General features: G+C 64.6%; 16 protein-coding genes and 1 tRNA gene. 16 read left to right on the plus strand and 1 reads right to left on the minus strand.

All coding sequences use genetic code 11. From position 1 onward, the window contains the following. The first annotated feature begins 180 nt into the window (after nt 1-180). The 3 genes from E3T35_RS06460 to leuA all read left to right on the plus strand — a co-directional run bounded on the left by E3T35_RS06460 (nt 181) and on the right by leuA (nt 5,991). Nucleotides 181-1,500, plus strand: a complete 1,320-nt coding sequence (locus E3T35_RS06460; RefSeq protein ID WP_166789854.1) for an alpha/beta hydrolase family protein — start codon at nt 181-183, stop codon at nt 1,498-1,500. Further along, complete coding sequence (locus E3T35_RS06465) at nt 1,497-4,046, plus strand: bifunctional lysylphosphatidylglycerol flippase/synthetase MprF (protein WP_134378185.1); 2,550 nt, start codon at nt 1,497-1,499, stop codon at nt 4,044-4,046. Before E3T35_RS06460 ends, E3T35_RS06465 begins: the two co-directional genes overlap by 4 nt. Before the next feature lie 178 nt (nt 4,047-4,224). Further along, complete coding sequence (gene leuA, locus E3T35_RS06470; RefSeq protein ID WP_134346781.1) at nt 4,225-5,991, plus strand: 2-isopropylmalate synthase; 1,767 nt, start codon at nt 4,225-4,227, stop codon at nt 5,989-5,991. Between the two features lie 126 nt (nt 5,992-6,117). Here leuA and E3T35_RS06475 read toward each other — a convergent pair whose 3' ends face one another. Beyond that, nucleotides 6,118-6,795: a hypothetical protein gene (locus tag E3T35_RS06475; RefSeq protein WP_198417783.1), complete on the minus strand. Its 678-nt coding sequence runs from the start codon at nt 6,793-6,795 to the stop codon at nt 6,118-6,120. Nucleotides 6,796-6,965: 170 nt separating this feature from the next. On the opposite strand from E3T35_RS06475, the gene recO reads away from it, so the two are divergent. From recO to E3T35_RS06535, 13 genes are all read left to right on the plus strand, one after another. After that, nucleotides 6,966-7,706 (plus strand): DNA repair protein RecO, encoded by a 741-nt coding sequence (recO, locus tag E3T35_RS06480; protein WP_134346782.1) that lies wholly within the window; start codon nt 6,966-6,968, stop codon nt 7,704-7,706. Then, entirely contained in the window at nt 7,703-8,521 is an 819-nt protein-coding gene (locus E3T35_RS06485) for an isoprenyl transferase (RefSeq protein ID WP_233206245.1), read from the plus strand. The genes recO and E3T35_RS06485 overlap by 4 nt, the downstream gene beginning before the upstream one ends. A 61-nt stretch (nt 8,522-8,582) precedes the next feature. After that, complete coding sequence (locus E3T35_RS06490; RefSeq protein ID WP_198417784.1) at nt 8,583-9,308, plus strand: DsbA family protein; 726 nt, start codon at nt 8,583-8,585, stop codon at nt 9,306-9,308. Between the two features lie 78 nt (nt 9,309-9,386). Beyond that, nucleotides 9,387-9,521, plus strand: coding sequence for a hypothetical protein (locus E3T35_RS20015; protein ID WP_255410059.1), 135 nt, complete (start codon nt 9,387-9,389; stop codon nt 9,519-9,521). 138 nt (nt 9,522-9,659) lie between these two features. Then, nucleotides 9,660-10,844, plus strand: coding sequence for a tRNA dihydrouridine synthase DusB (gene dusB / locus E3T35_RS06495; protein ID WP_134346783.1), 1,185 nt, complete (start codon nt 9,660-9,662; stop codon nt 10,842-10,844). Then, nucleotides 10,837-12,087, plus strand: coding sequence for a deoxyguanosinetriphosphate triphosphohydrolase (locus tag E3T35_RS06500; RefSeq protein WP_134346784.1), 1,251 nt, complete (start codon nt 10,837-10,839; stop codon nt 12,085-12,087). Before dusB ends, E3T35_RS06500 begins: the two co-directional genes overlap by 8 nt. Before the next feature lie 139 nt (nt 12,088-12,226). Beyond that, complete coding sequence (gene dnaG, locus E3T35_RS06505; RefSeq protein ID WP_134346785.1) at nt 12,227-14,098, plus strand: DNA primase; 1,872 nt, start codon at nt 12,227-12,229, stop codon at nt 14,096-14,098. Nucleotides 14,099-14,315: 217 nt separating this feature from the next. Continuing rightward, entirely contained in the window at nt 14,316-15,950 is a 1,635-nt protein-coding gene (locus tag E3T35_RS06510) for an ABC transporter substrate-binding protein (protein WP_134346786.1), read from the plus strand. Between the two features lie 100 nt (nt 15,951-16,050). Continuing rightward, the gene (locus E3T35_RS06515) at nt 16,051-17,142 is read left to right on the plus strand and encodes an ABC transporter permease (RefSeq protein ID WP_092339826.1); all 1,092 of its coding nucleotides are present in this window, start codon (nt 16,051-16,053) and stop codon (nt 17,140-17,142) included. A 2-nt stretch (nt 17,143-17,144) separates the two neighbouring features. Next, entirely contained in the window at nt 17,145-18,233 is a 1,089-nt protein-coding gene (locus tag E3T35_RS06520) for an ABC transporter permease (RefSeq protein ID WP_134346787.1), read from the plus strand. Then, nucleotides 18,233-19,936: an ABC transporter ATP-binding protein gene (locus E3T35_RS06525; RefSeq protein WP_134378186.1), complete on the plus strand. Its 1,704-nt coding sequence runs from the start codon at nt 18,233-18,235 to the stop codon at nt 19,934-19,936. Before E3T35_RS06520 ends, E3T35_RS06525 begins: the two co-directional genes overlap by 1 nt. Before the next feature lie 5 nt (nt 19,937-19,941). After that, nucleotides 19,942-20,832: an ATP-binding cassette domain-containing protein gene (locus E3T35_RS06530; protein ID WP_134346789.1), complete on the plus strand. Its 891-nt coding sequence runs from the start codon at nt 19,942-19,944 to the stop codon at nt 20,830-20,832. Nucleotides 20,833-21,062: 230 nt separating this feature from the next. Beyond that, a tRNA-Asn gene (locus E3T35_RS06535) sits at nt 21,063-21,135 on the plus strand. Nucleotides 21,136-21,249 lie beyond the last annotated feature (114 nt).

Here is a 21,249-nt window from a genome sequence, read left to right on the forward strand (position 1 = left end):
AGCATGCGCCGATGGTCGGGGAGTAGGCGCGCCCATCCCGCGACCGGCAGGCGCGGCATCCGCTTGCCGGCTGGGAGCGGGCTGTCAGCCAGCCATGACTTTTCCGGGCACTGGCTGATAACTCAGCGATGCCCGTCTACGAACCTGCCGGTGGTGCCAGAGTGGTCTCGGAGGCTCTGGATGAACTCGCTGCTCTCGGACATTAACCCGCTCGATCTCAACCTCATCGACGCACCCCTCCTCGCAGCGCTTTATGGCGTCACCGGTCTTGTACTGCTGCTCGTGTTGCTCGGTCCGACGGGCGTGCGTCGCCCGGTCATGACCGTCATCGGTGCCGTCGTCGGGGCAGCCGCCGGTTGGCTTCTGGCCTGGCTGGTCAGCGACGTCTGGGATCCCTGGGGCGTGTCGCTGTCGATCGGCACCCGGCTCTGGACCGAAGCACTGGGTGCCAGCGTCGCCATTGTGCTGCTGAATCTGCGCGGCCAGGTTCGGTGGCGACGCGTCGTCGCTATGTGCGCTCTGCCGCTCTGCCTGCTCAGCGCCGCGGCTGGGATCAACGCCGACGTCGGCCAATTTCCCACGCTACGAGTGGCTCTCGGTCTGGCTAGTTTTCCGCAGCTCGACCAGGCTCTGGCGACGGCTCGCAGCGACACTCTCGCGGCCGGTACGACGACCAGCACGGGCGACGGAATCGTCGGCACCGTCACCATCCCGGCGACGGTCTCCGGGTTCGCCGCACGACCCGCCCTAGTCTATCTTCCGCCCGCAGCGACGGCAGCCAACCCGCCGGCGCTTCCCGTGGTCGAGATGCTGTCCGGCCAACCCGGCAGCCCGAGCGACGTGTTCACGGCCGGCGGCCTGGCCCGCATTCTCGACCGGTATGCCCAGGCGCACTCCGGCCTCGCCCCCATCGTCGTGGTTCCCGACCAGCTCGGTTCTCCGACTAGTAATCCAATGTGCGTGAATTCCGCGCGCGGCCGGGTGGACACCTACCTCACCATCGATGTCCCGGCCTGGATCCGCGCGCACTTGCACGTGAAAGATCAGCCCAGTGCCTGGACCATCGCCGGTTTCTCCCAGGGCGGCACCTGTTCCATTCAACTTGGGGCCGCGCATCCGGAACTGTACGGTAATATTTTGGACATCGCGGGAGAGCTTGTTCCTAGAAACGGAAGCGAGGCGCATACGGTGGCAGCCGGTTTCTACGGTGACGCCGCCGCCTACGCCGCGGCAGCACCGGCCGCTATCCTGGCCGTGCATGCGCCGTACACCGCGCTCGGCGCGATCTTCGTCGCTGGCGACGGTGACCCGCGCTTTCTGCCCGGGGTGCGCACGCTCGCGGACGCCGCCGCGCGCGCCGGCGTTGACACCCACCTGTTCGTTTCCCCCGGCACGGCCCACGACTGGCACACCGTTGACTACGCCTGGACCAAAGCCCTGCCCATCATCGCAGCCCGCACCGCTTTGCTTGCGCCCGACAACGTTGGGATGACAGGATGACCGGAACCAAAATCGAGAGCGACTCCGGAAAGCGTGACCCCACCAGATCGCGCCCGGTACGGCGCGACGTGTTCGATTCCCTTGGACGGTTTGCCGGCCAGCGGCCGTTCGCCGTGGCCTATGCCGTATCCCTCCTCGGCGTGGCACTCGTCAGTGGGGTGATCACGGGGCCGTCGCGAGACATCCGTCTACTCTTCGGAACCGGCTACGAGTCGGTCATCGAAAACGGTCACTGGTGGTCGCCGTTGACCTCGGTATTTTTCGTTGACAACGGCGCCGAACTGGTGCTGGCGCTAGCCGGCATAGTGATTATATTGGGGTTCGCCGAACGGATGATGGGCACCCGCCGCACCGTGATCGCTTTTCTGTCGACGTCGATTCTGGGTGCGACGATCGGCCTCGGTGTGCAGTATCTCGGCGTGGCGAGCGGGGAGATGTGGTCACGGGGTGTGAGTGAGCTGTGGGCGGTTGACCCTTTTACCCCAGTTTTGGGCAGCGCTATGGCGGCCAGTTACTTCGCCGGGCCGCTCTGGCGGCGACGCATTCGGGTGCTCGGCCTGTCGACGGTACTCGTGCTCGTGCTGTATTCAGGCCAGCCCTCCGACCTCTACCGGATGCTGGCCGCGGTCGTCGGGCTCGGCGTCGGCTGGCTGTGGCGCCCGCCGCTGCGTGTCACGTCGTGGCGGCGCAGCTCCGACCACGAAACTCGCACGCTGCTGTCCGCCATCGTCGGCATGGTCGCGGTCGGACCGGTCATCACCATCTTCTCCGCTGCCCGGTTCGGTCTGCTCGCGCCGCTCGGCATGCTGCTCAGCCAGGACGTACCTACGGCCGGGGAGGTCGTCGACCGCTGTCTGCTGGGTGACGTGACCCGGCAGTGCGTGCAGGAACTCAGCCTCGAACGCATCGGCGGGGCCGGCCCGGTGCTGGTCAGCCTGCTGCCGTTGCTCACCCTCGTCGTTGCCGCGTTCGGGCTGTCCCGCGGACGGCGGTTCGCCGCGTGGCTGGCGATCACCATCAACACCGGGCTGGCCCTGCTCGCCGCCTGGTATTACGGGCTGCTGCCGATCTCCGGGCAGGCCTACGTCTGGCAGTGGCAATCCGGCCGGTACTGGGAGGTCACCCTCATCCTCGTGGTGTCGGTGCTCGTGCCGCTCGCCGTTGCCCTCGTTATCCTCGGCCATCTGCGCCGTTTTCCCGTTGCTTCCCGCACCGGCGTGCGACGTCGGTTCGTGCTCGTGACTTTGGGTAGCCTCGCTGCGCTCGCCGCGTTTTACATCGGCATCGGATGGCTGCTCCGCGACCATTTTCGCCCAGCCGTCACGCTGCTCGACCTGCTCGCGGACCTGCCGGAGCGCTTCATTCCGGTCGGGTTCCTGCGCCTGGAGCGGGTGTCTTTTCTTCCGGCCGACCCGCTTGCCACCGCCCTGTACGACGGTGTCGGTGCTGCATTCTGGATCGTTGTCTTCGTCGGGGCGATCCTCTGCCTGCGGAGCGCGTCGGTCGGCCCGACCGCCGACGCGCCGGAGCGGCTACGCACCCTGCTCGCCGACCACGGCGGCGGATCGCTCGGGTTCATGACGACCTGGACCGGTAATTCCCTCTGGTTCACCGCGAGTGGGCGCTCGGCGATCGCCTATCGCGTGGTCAACGGCATCGCCATCACCACGTCGGAACCGGTCGGACCGCCCTCCGAGGCCGCTGAGGCCGTGGCCTTCTTTGCCCGCATGTGCGACGACCACGGTTGGGTGCCGGTGTTCTACAGCCTGCATGAGAGCTGGCACCCGGTCTTCAACGCGATGGGCTGGCACACCATGCAGGTGGGGGAGGAGACACTGCTCAATCCGAGCGTCTGGAACACCACCGGAAAGAAGTGGCAAGACATCCGCTCATCCGTCAATCGGGCCGACCGCGCCGGTGTGCGGGCGGTCTGGACCAGCTATCGGGCGCTGTCGCTGGCGCAGGCAGCGCAGATCGCCGAAATCTCGGAGCAGTGGGTTCAAGAGAAAGAACTCCCCGAACTGGGGTTCACCCTCGGCGGCCTGGACGAACTGCGCGACCCCGCCGTGCGGCTCATGCTCGCCGTCGACGATGCAGAGCTCGTGCACGCCGTCACCAGCTGGCTGCCGACCTACCACGACGGTGAAATTGTGGGCTACACTCTCGACTTCATGCGGCGCCGCCCGGACAGCATCAACGGGGTGATGGAATTTCTGATCGCCCAAACGGCCGAGCGGATGCAGCAGAGTGCGCAGATCGAGTTTCTCAGCCTGTCCATAGCGCCGCTCGCCCCGGCTGCCGGGCCCCGGCCGGGCGGAGTGGCCGATCGACTGCTCGAATACCTCGGGCGCACGCTCGAACCGGTGTACGGGTTTCGGTCGCTGCTCGCATTCAAACGTAAGTTCCAGCCGGAGTTCGCGCCCGTTTTCATGGCTTTTCCCGACCCGGTCGCACTGCCGGAGATCGGGTTGGCCCTGGCCCGTGCCTACCTGCCGAGTCTGTCTATGCGGGAGGTCGTCACCTTGATGCGCGGGCTGAGCCAGTAGCATCCGTTGGCCGAGGCGGCGCCAGTAACGGTCGTATCAGCGCTGCCAAACGGTGCTAGCCTGAAAATGTGTTGAACGGTGCGCTCCTCCTTAGCTGCCGCGACGAGTCCTAATCTAAAGGCCTCCCTCGTCGCGGCGTTCGTCGTTGGCTGTACGACACCCACGAGGAAACAGGACCATGAAGAACAATCAGACCGCATCCACACTGCCGATCCACCGCTACCGCCCGTACCACGAGCAGTTCGCCGTTGACTTGCCCGACCGTACCTGGCCGAGCAAGCACATCACGGTTGCTCCGCGCTGGTGCGCGGTCGACCTGCGTGACGGCAACCAGTCGCTCATCGACCCGATGAGCCCCGAGCGCAAGCGCATCATGTTCGATCTGCTCGTGCGCATGGGCTACAAGGAAATCGAGGTGGGCTTTCCCTCGGCGAGCCAGACCGACTTCGACTTCGTGCGCAGCCTGATCGACGAGAACGCGATCCCCGATGACGTCACCATCCAGGTGTTGACCCAGGCCCGCGAACACCTCATCAAGCGCACCTATGAGTCGATCACCGGCGCCAAGCAAGCCATTGTGCACCTCTATAATTCCACCAGCATCCTGCAGCGCGAGGTTGTCTTTCGCGAACAGAAGCAAGGCATCGTCGACCTGGCCCTGTACGGCGCGCGCCTCTGCAAGCAGATGGAGTCGACCATTCCCGGCACGACCATCTACTACGAGTACTCGCCGGAGAGCTTCACCGGCACCGAGCTCGACTTCGCCGTCGACATCACCAACCAGGTCGTCGAAATTCTGGAGCCCACTCCGGAGCGCAAGGTCATCGTCAACCTGCCGGCCACGGTCGAAATGGCCACGCCCAACGTGTACGCCGATTCCATTGAGTGGATGGGCCGTCACCTGACCCAGCGCGAGAATATTCTCATCTCCTTGCACCCGCACAACGACCGCGGAACCGCCATCGCCGCTGCCGAGCTCGGCTACCTGGCCGGTGCCGACCGCATCGAGGGCTGCCTGTTCGGTAACGGCGAGCGCACCGGCAACGTGGACCTCGTCGCGCTCGGCGTCAACCTGTTCACGCAGGGAATCGACCCGCAGATCGACTTCAGCAACATCGACGAGATCAAGCGCACCGCCGAGTACTGCAACCAGTTGCCGGTACCCGAACGCAACCCGTGGGCTGGAGACCTGGTCTTCACCGCGTTCAGCGGCTCGCACCAGGATGCCATCAAAAAGGGCTTCGAAGCAATGGATGCCGACGCCGCCAAGCAGGGCTGCACCGTCAACGACCTGGTCTGGGCCGTTCCCTACCTGCCGATCGACCCCAAGGACCTGGGTCGCAGCTACGAGGCCGTGATTCGGGTGAACTCGCAGTCGGGCAAGGGTGGCGTCGCCTACCTGCTCAAGACCGACCACGCCCTCGACCTGCCGCGCAAGCTGCAGATCGAATTCTCCGGCGTCGTGCAGGCCAAGACCGACGCCGAAGGTGGCGAGGTCACGAGCGAGCAGATCTGGGACATCTTCAACGATGAGTACCTGCCAGCGGCGATCAAGCACCCCGAATCCAAGTGGGGTCGGTTCGAACTGCACTCCACCCGTACCTCGAGCGATCTGACCGGCACGGTGGATCTCGCCGTCGAACTGCGCGACGGCGACACCGTGGCGCAGGCCACCGGGTCCGGCAACGGCCCGATCAACGCGTTCCTCGGAGTGATGGCGGAGCGTGGCATCGCCATCACCCTGTACGACTATGTCGAGCACGCGCTTTCCGCCGGTGGCGACGCGCAGGCGGCCGCCTACGTCGAGCTCGACGTGAACGGCAAGCGGTACTGGGGCGTCGGCATCGACGCGGACATCTCCACTGCCTCGCTGAAGTCGGTGGTGTCTGCGGTCAACCGGGGCATCCGGGCCGAGGTCAGCGACCTGGAGCTGGCCGCCGTTTAGCAGCATCCACTTTTCGCACCAACACGAAAGCCCAGAACCGTCAGTTCGGTTCTGGGCTTTCGTTGCACCATCCGGGTGCGGCCTGGTGTTGGTCTGTGCAGGGGTTAGTGTGATCGGTTGCCCTGATCAGGCCAGGGCGGGCAGGTGCATCGCGCGATCCGTGCTACGTGCACCGAGCAGGGCGCGGCAATCGTTGATCGCGTGGTCCAACAGGGTGTACAGCCGGGCGTCCGGGTCGGCAATGCAGGCCTCACCGATACCCTGCACCGCAACGCGAATAATCGTGTCGGCGGTGCGCGGAGTGAACTTGGTGTGCGACCAGGAATGCACACCTCCGATGAAGTCACGCGCCCAACGTTCGGCATCCGGTGCTTCATCGAGAGCGGCCCGAATGAGCGGGCGCATCCGCTCGGCCAACGCCAGATCAAGACCGGATGTGTTCCGCTCGCAGGTCAGCACGCCCACCGCGAGCGCGCGCTGGCGTTCCAGACTCGCCACTGGAAGGGCTTCGCACCCGGCGCGCAGGGCAACAGCAACCTCAACGCGCTTATCGGAACCGGTCAGCCCGATGACTGACGGAATCAGCAGCGCGAGCCGCGACCTGGCGTCGTCGGAACTGCAGTCATTGACCATGCGAGCAAGCGAGGCGAGCACCGGGTGGGTGCAGGCGGGGTGGTCACTCCAGGACTCGCCGGCGAGGTAGGAGGCGAATTCCATGAAGCAGCCGCCGCTCTTCGGAGTGCGGTGTTTGCCGCGTGAGAGCACGGGCATAATGTCGGGCAGGCTGCCCTGGACTGGTTTCATGAAAACCTCCATACCACGGGGACTAAGTGTCCTTAAGTGTCCCCCCGTCCGGCCCGAAAAACCAGAGCCAGGGCAGACTAGTGACAAAATTTCAGGGCTAAATGAGCATCCGTTTTGTAGGGGAGGTCAGCCGTGACCGTTCTTACAGCAACCGGGTGGGATAATTACCTGTGCCTGTCTACCGAGATGAAGCCGTCGTGCTGCGCACCCACAAGCTGGGTGAAGCCGACCGCATCGTCACCATGCTCACCCGAGCGCACGGCAAGGTGCGCGCTGTCGCCAAGGGCGTGCGGCGTACCGGGTCCAAATTCGGCGCCCGGCTCGAACCGTTCATGGTCGCCGACGTGCAGCTCTACGAGGGCCGAAGCCTCGACATCGTCACCCAGGCCGAGTCGCTCGGCTCCTACGGCGCCCTGATCACCGCCGACTACGGCAGTTACACCGCCGCGAGCGTCATGGTCGAAACCGCCGACAAACTCACCGAATCCGAGGGGTCCCTGCAGCAGTACCTGCTGTTGGTCGGCGCCCTGCGATCGTTGTCCCGCCAGGAACACGGCTCCCACCTCACCCTCAACTCCTATCTCTTGCGCGCCGTGTCGATGGCAGGCTGGGCGCCGAGCTTTCAGGACTGTGCCCGCTGCGGCGCCCTCGGCGAACTCGGCATCGGGGGGCAACACAGTGCCATGGTCGTGCAGATGGGCGGCCTCGTCTGCGATGACTGCGCCCCTCCCGGTTCGCCCCGGCTCGACGCTGCGACGATCGCCCTGCTCAGCGCTCTGCTCACCGGCGACTGGGAACACGCGAGCGCGAGCCCCGAACGTACCCAAAGCCAGGCGGCCGGCGTCGTAGCCGCCTACACGCAGTGGCACCTGGGCCGCGGGCTTCGCTCGCTGGAACACGTCGCCCGATGATGGCGAGCCTGTTCGGCTTCAAGGGTGCCACGCACAAAGATTCCGTTCCATTCAAACCGCTCGACTGGACCGGCCTCTACCCGCCCGATCTGGCCCGCAAGGTCGTGCCCGAGCACGTCGCCGTCGTCATGGACGGCAACGGCCGCTGGGCCAATGGCCAGGGCCTCACCCGCATCGAGGGGCACAAAGCCGGCGAGGCCGCCCTGCTCGACGTCGTGGCCGGCGCCATCCAGATCGGCGTCAAACACCTCAGCGTCTACGCCTTCTCCACCGAGAACTGGAAGCGCTCACCCGAGGAGGTGCGTTTTCTCATGGGCTTCAACCGTGACGTCCTGCATCGCCGCCGCGATCAGCTCAACGAGTGGGGCGTGCGAATTCGGTGGGCGGGGCGCAAGCCGAAGCTGTGGGCATCCGTCATCAACGAACTGCAATTCGCCGAGAAACTGACTGCCGGCAACGACGTACTCACCCTCACCATGTGCGTGAATTACGGCGGACGCACCGAAATAGCGGATGCCGTGCGAGCGCTGGCCGAGGACGTCGCCGCCGGCAGGCTGAAGCCATCTGGCATCACCGAGAAGGCCATCGCGAAGCAGCTCTATGTGCCCGAACTCCCCGACGTAGACCTGTTCGTGCGCAGCTCGGGGGAGCAACGCACGAGCAACTTTCTGCTCTGGCAGAGCGCCTACGCCGAGATGGTCTTTCTCGACACCTTGTGGCCGGACTTCACCCGGGTCGACCTGTGGCGAGCAGTCGAACTGTACGCCTCGCGCAACCGACGCTACGGCGGAGCGGTCGACGCCCCAACGTCCTGAATGCCGCCTGCCAATATTCCCTGCGGGGAATACACGAGCGCAGGGCCCCGTTGGCCCGAGTGTGACTGACACAACTACTACCGACATTTCTGCCCCCACGAGCTCCGACCCGATCAAGGTCGATATCTGGAGCGATGTGCAGTGCCCCTGGTGTTACATCGGCAAACGCAAGTTTGAAGCCGGAGCGGCCCAGTTCGACGGCGCCGTCGAGGTTGAGTACCACAGCTTCGAGCTCTCACCCGACACCCCGGTCGATTTTGTCGGAAACACGGTCGACTATCTCAGCCAACACAAGGGGATGCCGGCCGATCAGGTGAAGCAGATGCTCGCCAACGTCACAGAGATCGCCGCGAGCGTCGGCCTCGACTACGACTGGGACTCGGTGCACCAGACCAACACCGTCATCTCGCACGAATTGCTGCACTACGCCAAAGCGCACGGCCGCCAGCTCGACATGATGGAACGCCTGCTCAAGGCCTACTTCATCGACGGCCGCCATGTGGGCCGGGTCGAAGACCTCGCCGACCTGGCCGCGGAGATCGGACTCGACCGGGCCGACGTCGTGCGGTCACTGACCGCCAACGAGCACCTCGCCGCGGTCAAAGCGGACGTCACGCAGGCCGGTGCCTACGGCATCCAGGGCGTTCCGTTCTTCGTCATCGACGGCCGCTACGGTATCTCGGGCGCGCAGGACCCGACGGCGTTCGCCCAGGCCCTCGACCAGGCTCGCGCCGATCGTTCGAAGGATGCTTCCACGAATACTTCCACCGGCGCTGCTTCCGCGTAGCAGCGATACCCAGCCGCATCGCGTAGCCTGACAGGTAAGACTTTCACCGATCCACCCAATTGATTCAGGAGATAACTCATGACTGACACCATCGCCACCACGCCGCCCGTCTTCACCGACGCTGCCGGCCGTCCCACCATTGAGCTCCTGGGCGCCCCCGCTGCGACCGACGAGGCCGCCGGCTCCTGCTGCGGTGGCGGCTGCTGCAGCTAATCTGAACTCATTTCAACACGAACGCAGCTGCCGCAGGCCTGGTCACCAGGCGCGGCAGCTGCGTTTCTGCGTGGGCTGCGGCATCCGTTCCACCAACGATTCGAAGCATGCCTCGCTTTCTGGGAGAATTGACGCAACATGACCTCACCCACCCGCACTGTCGGTCCACCTGTCGACCAGGTGGCGCCGACCGGACCGCTGCGAATCGGACCGCTCACGCTCGACGTGCCCGTGGTGCTCGCTCCAATGGCCGGCATCACCAATACGGCGTTCCGCAGGCTCTGCCGCGAATACGGCGCCGGACTGTTCGTCAGCGAAATGATCACCTCACGCGCGCTCGTTGAACGCAACGCCGAGACGATGCGGCTGATCACACACCACGAGAGTGAAACCACCCGCTCCATTCAGCTTTACGGCGTTGACCCTAAGACCGTCTCCGAAGCGGTGACCATGCTCGTCGCCGAAGACCGCGCCGATCACATCGACCTCAACTTCGGCTGTCCGGTGCCCAAGGTCACCCGTAAGGGCGGGGGAGCGGCCCTGCCGTGGAAGATCGGCCTGTTTCGTCAGATCGTCGAAGCCGCCGTCACCGCCGCCGGCGCGGTTCCGTTGACCGTGAAAATGCGCAAGGGCATCGACGCCGACCACCTCACCTACATCGAGGCCGGTAAGGCTGCCGCCGGAGCCGGCGTCGCCTCCATCGCGCTGCACGGTCGAACGGCTGCGGAGTTCTACTCCGGCCACGCCGACTGGTCGGCCATCGAGAAGCTCAAGAACGCCATCAGCGACGTACCGGTGCTCGGCAACGGCGACATTTGGTCAGCCGATGACGCCCTGCGCATGGTGCGCGAGACCGGATGCGACGGCGTCGTCGTCGGGCGCGGCTGTCTCGGCCGACCGTGGCTGTTCGGCGATCTTGCCGCGGCCTTCCGCGGGCAGGAACTCAAGGCCGAACCCGGCCTCGGCCAGGTCATCAACGCGTTCCGCCGCCACGCCGAACTCCTCACCGAATACTTCGACAGCGAAGACCGCGCCTGCCGCGACATTCGCAAGCACGTTGCCTGGTACTTCAAGGGCTACCCGGTGGGCGGTGACCTGCGGGCCAGCCTGGCCATGGTGCAGTCCCTCGCGCAGCTCGACGACCTGCTCGGCACCCTTGACGCCTCGTTGCCCTACCCGGGAGCAGATGTCGAGGGCCCGCGCGGTCGGGCGGGAACACCGAAGAAGCCGTCTCTGCCGGAGCGCTGGCTCGAATCGCAGGATCTTTTCGGTGCGGAGCGAGTGAATTTGACCGAGGGCGAAGGGGACACCAGCGGTGGCTAACTCAAACGGATACAGCGAGAACGACGAGGCCCGTTGGTTTCCCGAAGAGCACTACTCCAGGCGCAGCGACTTTGCCCGCGACCGGGCACGCTTACTGCACTCGAGCGCCCTGCGCCGCCTCGCGGCCAAGACGCAGGTGCTCAGCCCCACGGCGGGGCTCGACTTTGCCCGCAACCGGCTGACTCACTCGCTCGAGGTCGCCCAGGTGGGGCGGGAGATTGCCTCGCGTCTGAACGTCGACCCCGACATCGTCGATACCGCCTGCCTGGCGCACGACATCGGGCATCCGCCCTTTGGCCACAACGGTGAGAAGGCACTCAGCCTGTGGTCGGAAGACATCGGCGGGTTCGAGGGAAATGCCCAGACCCTGCGCCTGCTCACCCGGCTCGAGCCTAAGGTATTCGGGCCCGACGGTCACAGCTATGGACTCAACCTCACCCGGGCGAGCCTCGACGCCAGCTGCAAGTACCCCTGGCCGGAGGGTTCCTCGGTCTATGACCCGAGCGGGCGTGCCAAGTTCGGGTTCTACCAGGACGACATTGCCGCGTTCGAGTGGCTGCGCGCGGGAGCCCCCGACCGCCAGCTCTGCATCGAAGCGCAGGTAATGGACCTCTCCGATGACATTGCCTACAGCGTGCACGACTTCGAGGATGCCATTGTCAACGGCTACGTCGACGTCGCTGCCCTGAGCAGCCGCACCGACCACGACGAACTCCTTGCGACCATGTCGGAATGGATCGGCGACGAAACCAGTGCAGACGACCTCGCGACGGCGTTCAACCGGCTCGACTCGCTCGATGTCTGGATGGACTCGTGGACGGCCGGGCGCCGCGACCAGGGCCACCTCAAGAACCTCACGAGCCAGCTCATCGGTCGGTTCAGCGGTGCCGCCGTGCATGCCACCAAGGAGGCGCACCCGGGCGCGAACATGCTGCGCTTCGGGGCCAATGTAATCGTGCCCCGCGAGATCCAGGCCGAAATCGCGGTACTCAAGGGCATCGTCGCGGCCTTCGTCATGACCCGCAACACCCGCAAGCCCATCTACGTGCAGCAGCGTCAGGTACTCACCCTGCTCGCCCAGACTCTGCACCACTCCGGTGACGAACACCTCGACCCCGGCTTCCGCGAGGACTGGCACGCTGCCGCCGACGATGCCGCCCGCAAGCGTGTCATCGTCGACCAGGTGGCAAGCCTGACCGACCAATCCGCCCTGGCTTGGTACGAGCGCCTGGTCCAGGGCTAGCCCCGCCCCTGCCCCGCCTTTACTGTGGACGGGGCCCGGGCCCCGTCCCTGGGCCCAGTTTATAAACTGGGCCCAGGGTCACAACATGGGCCCGGCGCCAGCAACGCACCCTGTCAGACCAAGAAGATAGAATTTATATATGGCTGGACTTATTCGACAAAGTGACATCGAAGAGGTCAAGGCCCGCACCAATATCGCCGACATCATCGGTGACTACGTCACCCTGAAGTCTGCCGGTGTCGGCTCGATGAAGGGCCTCTGCCCCTTCCACGACGAACGCAGCCCCAGCTTTCACGTGCGCCCGCAGGTCGGTTTCTACCACTGCTTCGGCTGCGGCGAGAGCGGCGACGTCTATTCCTTTCTGCAGAAGATGGACCATGTCAGCTTCAGCGAAGCCGTCGAACGCCTGGCCGGCCGGGTCGGCCTCGACCTGCACTACGAAGACGGCTCCGGCGCTGCCCCCGACCACGGCAACCGTGCCCGCCTGCTCGCTGCCAACCAGGCGGCATCCGATTTCTTCATCGAACAGCTCGGCAGCGCCGGTGCCGAGGTCGGCCGGGCCTTCCTCGGCCAGCGCGGCTTCGATGCCGCAGCGGCGACCCGGTTCGGAGTCGGCTTCGCTCCGAAGAGCTGGGACGAACTGACCAACCACCTGCGCGGTCGAGGTTTCACCACCGACGAGCTCACCCTCGCCGGCCTGGTCTCGAGCCGCGAGGGATCCAGCGGCATCTACGACCGCTTTCGGGGCCGCCTGGTCTGGCCCATTCGCGACATCACCGGGCAGACCATCGGCTTCGGCGCCCGCAAACTGCTCGACGACGATAAAGGCCCGAAATACCTCAACACCCCGGAGTCGCCGGTGTACCACAAGGCCCAGGTGCTCTACGGACTCGACCTCGCCAAGCGTGACATTTCCCGCAGCCACCAGGTGGTCGTGGTCGAGGGCTACACCGACGTCATGGCCTGCCACCTGGCCGGCATCACCACGGCCGTCGCAACCTGCGGCACGTCGTTCGGCGTTGACCACATCAAGGTGCTGCGCCGCGTGCTCGGTGACGACTCGGGCGTCGGCGAGGTCGTCTTCACCTTCGACCCGGATGCCGCCGGTCAAAAAGCCGCCATGCGCGCCTTCAGCGAGGAACAGCGCTTCTCCGCCCAGACCTACGTGGCCGTGGGGCCGGAAGGCCTCGACCCCTGCGACCTGCGCCTGCAGCGCGGTGATGATGCCGTGCGTCGCCTGGTCGACTCGAAGAAGCCCATGTTCGAGTTCATGATTCGACAGATTCTCTCCCAGTACAACCTCGACACCGTCGAGGGCCGAACGGCCGCCCTGCGCGCCGCCGCCCCCGTCGTCGGCGAGATTCGCGACCCGGTGCTGCGACCCGGTTACACCCGGGAACTCTCCCGCATGCTCGGCGTCGACATGGGCGACGTCGCCAAAGCGGTGACGAACGCCCAGTCCGGCGCACGCGCATCGGCGAGCGGCGGGCCGAACGCGCCCCGGCACGGCGGCGTGATCGAAGTCGTGCCGGAACGTCCGTTCTCGCTGGTCGAACTGCCCACCGATCCGGTCACGAGGCTCGAACGCGACGGCCTCATGGCCATGCTGCAGCGACCCACGCTGATCGGCCGGGACATTCTCGACAGTGCGGTGCAGACCTCCTTCGCGAATACCTCCCTCGCGGTCGTTCGCGATGCGATTGCCGCGAGTCTGTCGCACTTCGAGGCGGCGGACTGGCTCGAGCGGGTCGTCGCCGAGGTGCCGGACGGTTTCAAGAACCTCGTGCAGGAACTCGCCATGGCGAACCTGCCCGAGCGCACTGAGAAAGACGTCGCCCGCTACGTGCGCGACATCACGATCGTGCTCATCGACAAGGACCTACTGAGGCTCAAAGCCGAATTACTCGGTCGCCTGCAGCGAGCGGATGCCGACGACACCGAGATGTACCGCACCCTCCAGCGTGAACTCGTGCGGGTCGAGGCCGAGCGCCGAGCCCTTCGCGACGACTAGCACGCCCGCTGGCGCGCACACTCGAAGCAACATCTGAGCACTGAATTTCAGACTGCAACATATGAGCCCGACTTTGTTGCAGATATGTAAAGAAGCTGCGGCTGAGCGTGGCTACCTGCGAATTCTGTGCTAATTCTTACCTAACAGCAATGAAAAGTTATGCCCATTTTTTGGGTGTTCCGGTTCATGAGACTTCTACAGGAAGAGGACGACGGATATGACATCCGCATTCACCAACGGCAAGCGTGCTCTCGTTGCCACAACCGGACTCGCGGTCGCCGCACTGGTTCTTTCCGGCTGCGCGTCCGGCGGTAACACCACCCCGGCGGCCACCGGCGGCCCGATCACGATCGGCACGACCGACAAGGTAACCACGCTCGACCCGGCCGGCTCCTATGACAACGGCTCTTTTTCGGTGCAGACCCAGGTCTTCCCATTCCTCATGAGCAGCAAATTCGGAACAGCGGATGTCGAACCCGACATCGCCGTCAGCGCCGAGTTCACAGCGCCCACGGAATACACCGTCACCCTCAAGCCCGACCTTAAATGGGCCAACGGCAACGCACTCACCGCCTCGGACGTCAAGTTCAGCTTCGACCGCCAGCTGGCGATCGCGGCCGATACCGGCCCGTCGTCGCTGCTCTACAACCTCGACAGCACTGCTGCTGTGGATGACACGACCGTCGTCTTCACGCTCAAGGCCGGTAACGACCAGATCTGGCCGCAAATTCTATCCAGCCCCGCTGGCGTGATCGTGGATGAGGACTCCTTCTCCGCAACGGAGGTCACCTCCGACGATGACATCGTTGCCGCTGAGGCCTTTGCCGGCCAGTACGTGCTGACGAGCTACGACTTCAACAACCTCCTCTCCTACAAGGCGTACGAGGGCTACGAAGGTCTGCTTGGCGCTGCCAAGACAGATGTCATCAACGTCAAGTACTACACCGACGCTTCGAATCTGAAGCTCGACGTGCAGGAAGGCAACATCGACGTCGCATGGCGCAGCCTTTCCTCGACCGACATTGACGACTTGCGAGGCAACGACGCTGTCAAGGTCGTTGACGGCCCCGGTGGAGAAATCCGCTACATCACCTTCAACTTCAATACGCAGCCTTTCGGCACGACAACCGCTGACGCCGACCCGGCCAAGGCCCTCGCCGTTCGTGCCGCAGTCGCCGACGTTGTTGATCGCGCCGAGCTCGCCGATCAGGTTTACAAGGGCACCTACACCCCGCTGTACTCCTACGTTCCCGCCGGAATGACCGGTGCCACCGAATCGCTCAAGGGTCTTTACGGAGACGGCCAGGGCGGGCCGGACGTCGAAAAGGCCAAGGCTGACCTCGCCGCAGCCGGCGTGACCACGCCGATCGCACTCAACCTTCAGTACAACGCCGACCACTACGGCCCCGGCTCGAGCGACGAATATGCGCTGATCAAAGACCAGCTGGATGCCTCCGGTCTGTTCACGGTCAGCCTGCAGTCGACCGAGTGGGTGCAGTACTCCAAGGACCGCGTAGCAGACGTGTACCCCGCTTACCAGCTCGGCTGGTTTCCGGACTACTCCGACGCTGACAACTACCTGGCCCCGTTCTTCGCCGAGGGCAACTTCCTCAAGAACCACTACGACGACGCCGACGTTACTGCCCTGATCCAGAAGCAGGCCGTCACCACCGACGCCGCAGAGCGTACCGCTCTCATCGAGGAGATCCAGGACAAGGTTGCGGCGCAGCTCTCGACCGTGCCGCTTCTTCAGGGCGCCCAGGTTGCCGTCACCGGAACAGACATCACCGGAACCGGGGACACACTTGATGCTTCCTTCAAGTTCCGTTACGGCGCGCTGGCTAAGGGCTAGACCGTACAGCGACTAGAGTTTTTTCTAGTTTGATCACCGGGGGTGTTCAGCGACACGATCGCTGGATGCCCCCGATTCTTTTTGCAATTGTGAGGTAGTAATGACCACTGTGGCGATGAAGCCGCCCGTACCGGCGGCCGGGCGTGTTCCCAAGAAGAAATCCAGCCCGGGCGGTGGAATAGGCCGTTACCTTCTCATACGCTTCCTGCTCATCTTCCCCACCATTTTCATCCTGGTGTCGATGGTGTTCTGGCTCATGCGTACGACCGGAGACCCGATCACCGCCGCCCTCGGCGGCAAGCTCGGTCCGGATCAGCTTGCCGTACTCATTCACGAGGCCGGCTACGACCGACCGATTATTATTCAATACTTCGAATACCTCGGCCAGGTCTTCACCGGCAACTTCGGCACGACCATCAGCACGAATCGTCCCGTGTCTGAAGTCCTGCTCACCTACGGATCCGCGACGGCCGAGCTCGTGTTCTACGCGCTCATCGTAGCCTTCATCGTCGGAATCCCACTCGGTATGGTCGCTGCGTACTGGCGCGACAAAGCACCGGATGCCTTTCTCCGCGTGTTCGCCATCCTCTGCTACGCCACCCCGGTATTTTTCGCCGGGCTACTTCTCAAGCTCGTCTTCGCGGTTTGGCTCAAGGCCTTACCCGTTGCCGGCCGAGCCACCGTCGGTTCCGAATTGCAGATGCAGTTTCTTCCGGACAAGACCGGTATCTATCTGATCGACGCAATCAAGACGGGCGATCCCGCCGTACTGGGTGACGTTCTGCTGCACGCCGTGCTTCCCGCGTTAGCGCTCGGACTCCTGACGGCCGGAGTGTTCCTGCGACTCGTGCGCACCAACGTCATCGGAACCCTCGGCACGGACTACGTCAATGCCGCTCGCTCCCGGGGAGTGAATGAATTCCGTCTGGTCAGCAAGCACGCCTATCGGCCCGCGCTGATTCCGATCATCACCGTCATCGGATTGCAGGTGGCGCTGTTGTTGGGCGGAGCCGTGCTGACCGAAACCACCTTCGAATGGAAGGGCCTGGGTTTCATGCTCATCGAATTCATCAAGGCCCGTGACTTCGTAGCGGTGCAGGGAATCGTTGCCCTTCTCGCCGTGATCGTGGCCCTGTCCAACTTCATCGTGGACATCATCGCCGCGCTCATCGACCCGCGAGTGAGGTACTGACCATGACAACGCTCACTGAAACCACCCACGCCCCCAAAGCTCCACTGTGGACACGACTGCCCGTCGTGCACCAGCTCCGGCAGAGCGTTGGGCTGCAACGAGGCATGCTCGTCGTCGGCCTCGTGATCACTGGAATCTTCATCCTGACCGCGATCTTCGCCCCGCTCCTGGCGCCTTATGGCTTTAGCCAGCTCCGCGATGAGAACGGAACCTTCGGCGCCCAGCAGTCACCGGGCGGCGCTCACTTGCTGGGCACCACCGTCGGTGGTTACGACGTGCTCTCCCGTGTCATCTGGGGGTCGCAGACCGCGATCACCGTGATGGTCATCGCTGTCGTGCTGTCGATTTTCGCCGGCGTGGCCCTGGGTCTCGTCTCCGGCTACTTCGGCGGCTGGCTCGACCGGGTACTCGTGGTCATCTGCGACGCCGTCTATGCCTTTCCAGCCCTGCTGCTCGCAATTGTAATGGGCATTGTCATCTCCGGTGGCCGATCCGGTCTGTGGGGCGGAATTTTCGCCGCCGCGATCTCGATCACCGTGGTCTTCATCCCGCAGTACTTCCGGGTGATTCGCGCTGAGACAGTGCGCATCAAGGCGGAAGCCTACGTGGAGTCGGCCCGCGTTCTCGGTGCCAGCAACGGGCGTATCATGTTCCGTCACGTACTGCGTAATGCCACCCGCACCCTGCCGCTGATCTTCACGCTCAATGCCTCTGAGGCACTCTTGACCCTCGCGGGACTCGGCTTCATCGGCTTCGGCATCGAACCGTCGTCGGCCGCCGAGTGGGGCTATGACCTGAACAAGTCACTCTCCGACGTGACCAGCGGCATCTGGTGGACCAGCCTGTTCCCAGGTCTGGCAATTGTGCTCGTGGTTCTCGGCATCACCCTCGTGGGTGAAAGCCTCAACGACCTCGCCGACCCGCGCCTGCGCAGTCGACGTGCTCCCGGCAAAACCGCCGCCGTCGTCGCCGCAACGAGCGTTGTTGCCGGTGGAACCCTGTCCGCCGGCCCCGGAGGAATCGAGGGGCTCGAACCCGACGCTCCAGCCGACAACCCGCACCCGAACGACGACCCATTTGAGGCCAAATAATGAGCGCTCAGTCCCTTCCCAACGTCGTTCGCATCGACAACCTCAATGTGACGTTTGCCACCGACGGTGGTGCCGTCAAAGCAGTCGACGGGGTGACCCTGCGGGTTGCTCCGGGCGAGATTCTCGCCATCGTGGGGGAGAGCGGCAGCGGCAAGAGCGTCACGGCCAAGACCATCCTCGGGTTGCTGCCAGAAACGGCAACCGCGCACGGTGCCGTCATCCTCAGCAGCAAGGACGGTTCTGATTCCAACGACGTTCTCGCGGTGAGCAAGCAAAAGTTGCGCCAACTGCGGGGAACGGATGTTTCCATGGTGTTCCAGGAGCCGTCTACCGCCCTGAACCCCGTGTTCACCGTCGGTTGGCAGATCGCCGAGGGTATTCGCGCCCACGGTGAGTTCAGCCGCAAGGAAGCCCGCGCGAAGGCCATTGAGATTCTCGGCCGCGTCGGCATCCCCGACCCGCAGAGCCGTGTCGACTACTACCCGCACCAGTTCTCTGGCGGCCAGAAGCAGCGCGTGGTTATCGCCATGGCACTCGTGCTCGACCCTGGGCTGATCGTGGCCGACGAACCGACCACCGCGTTGGATGTGACGGTGCAGGCCGAGATCCTCGACCTGCTGCGCCGTTGCCGCGATGAATTCGGCACCGCCATCGTGCTCATCACGCACAACATGGGCGTCGTCGCTGACCTCGCCGACCGCGTCGTCGTCATGTACGAGGGCAAGATCGTGGAGGAGGCGCCTGTGCACGAGCTCTTCTCAACACCGCGACACGACTACACCAAGCGACTGCTCGGCTCGGTGCCCCACGTCGGCCAGGGCACCATTCGCGCGACCCAGCGCGCTCTGGCCCGCGAACCCGGCTGGGCAGCCGAACCCCCGGTCGTCGTGGCCGACAACCTGAAGATCCAGTACCCGGGCCGGTTGGGGAAACCCGGTTTCACCGCCGTCGACGGCGTGAGTTTCGTCATCCGCTCTGGCGAAGTGCTCGGTCTGGTCGGCGAGAGCGGATCGGGCAAGACCACGATTGGCCGTGCCATGGCCGGACTCACCCGGGTGACTGATGGTTCCCTGAGTGTGCTCGGGCACGAGATGAACGGATTCAAGGAACGCGCCTTCAAGAAGGTGCGCAGCGACATCGGCTTCGTCTTTCAAGACCCGGCGTCAAGCTTCAACCCGCTTCTCACGATCGCCGAGTGCGTCGCCGAACCACTCGTCGTGCACGGGCGCGCCGCCAACGCCGGGGCCGCCCGTAAGCGGGTCAACGAACTGCTCGAGGCGGTGCAGCTTCCGCGCGCCTACGGCGACCGATACCCGCACGAGCTCAGCGGTGGTCAGCGCCAGCGTGCCAGCCTCGCCCGCGGCCTCGCGCTGGAACCGAGTCTGCTGATCGCCGACGAGCCCACCAGCGCGCTCGACGTGTCGGTGCAGGCCAAGGTGCTCGAGCTCTTCGCCGAACTGCAGAAGGAGTTCGGCTTCGCAGCCCTGTTCATTAGCCACGACCTCGCGGTCGTCGACATTCTCGCCGACCGCATTGCCGTGCTGTATAAGGGGAAACTGGTCGAGGAAGGTACTGGTGCTGAGGTGCTCGGTGCCCCGAAGGATGCCTACACCCAGCGTCTCCTCGCCTCGCTGCCGGTTCCGGATCCGGCTGCCCAGGCGCTGCGCCGGAACGAACTCCGCATTCTGCGGGCGGCGGGATAGCCCGCATGAGGCATGGCGCGGCATCCGTTCCCCCAATCCAGACCAGCGATCTGACCATCGAATACCCACCCCACGGTGCCAGCCCGGCGTTTGTCGCGGTGCACGGGTTCACCCTGCGCATCGAGCCCGGTGAGGTGGTGGGGCTGCTCGGCGAGAGCGGTTCCGGCAAGAGCACCGTGGCCCGGGTGCTCTCCGGTGACGCTTTTGTGAGCGACGTGACCGGCATCCGTCCGCAGATCACCGGGGGAGACGCGACCGTGCTGGGGTTCGGCCTGCGCCGCATCAGCAAGCGCAAGCTGGCCCGGCTCACGTTCGGGGTCGGGCTGCTGGCCCAGGACGCTGCCGATACTCTGCCGTCGACCATGACGGTGGCCGAGATCGTCGCTGAGCCCGTGCTGGAACGCGATCGACGCTACAACCGTCGCGCCCTCGGCGCCCAGGTGGCCACCATGATCGACGCGGTGCGCCTGCCCCTGACGGTTCTAGGGCAATACCCTTACGAGCTCTCCAGCGGCCAGCGACAGCGTGTGGCGCTGGCCCGTGCGCTCGTGTTCGGTCCGGCGCTGTTGATCGCTGATGAGCCCACAGCAGGCGTTGACGTACTGGTGCGCGACGCGGTTATCGACCTGATCAGCGAATTACAGCAGGAACGGTCGTTCTCGGCTCTCGTCATCAGTCACGACCTGGCCGTGCTGCAGCGGGTGGCCAACCGCATCGGTGTCATGCATCAGGGCGTGCTCGTCGGCCTCGGCACCATCGACGACGTCTTTCGAGACCCGTGGCATCCCTACGTGCGCGGACTCGCCGCCGCCCTGCAGCATCCCGCAAGCGCTGCAACCGACACCGCCGCAGCCACCGCCAGCGACGATGAAACGGATGCCGCAGCCGCGAGCTGATCGCCGGTCGCGACCGATCGCATCCGCTTGATGCGCGATCGGTCGCGGCCGGCCCGACACGCCCGACCGGCTTTTGGCGCGTCAGACTGCTCATTTGTTGCAAGCGGCCCACCTTTCGGGCGATGCAGGGCCTTTGAACTGGCAAATCGGGCACGTCAGAGCCGATCGGCAGTCGACGTGGTTTGGGACAGGCAAGAAACCTTGGTAAAGTAGCAACGCTGTTCAAGCATTCCTCGATAGCTCAATTGGCAGAGCAGCGCACTGTTAATGCGCAGGTTCTTGGTTCGAGTCCAAGTCGGGGAGCGAAAGGCCACTCAGGGCTCCACCCCGGGTGGCCTTTTTTGTCGGTTCGTTTTGTTCCGACAAAAAAGGTTCTTCCAATTTCGACAGTGCGCCGGGCTTGGCACACGAGACGGC

Source organism: Cryobacterium sp. TMT1-2-2 (assembly GCF_004403505.1).
GTDB lineage: Bacteria > Actinomycetota > Actinomycetes > Actinomycetales > Microbacteriaceae > Cryobacterium > Cryobacterium flavum.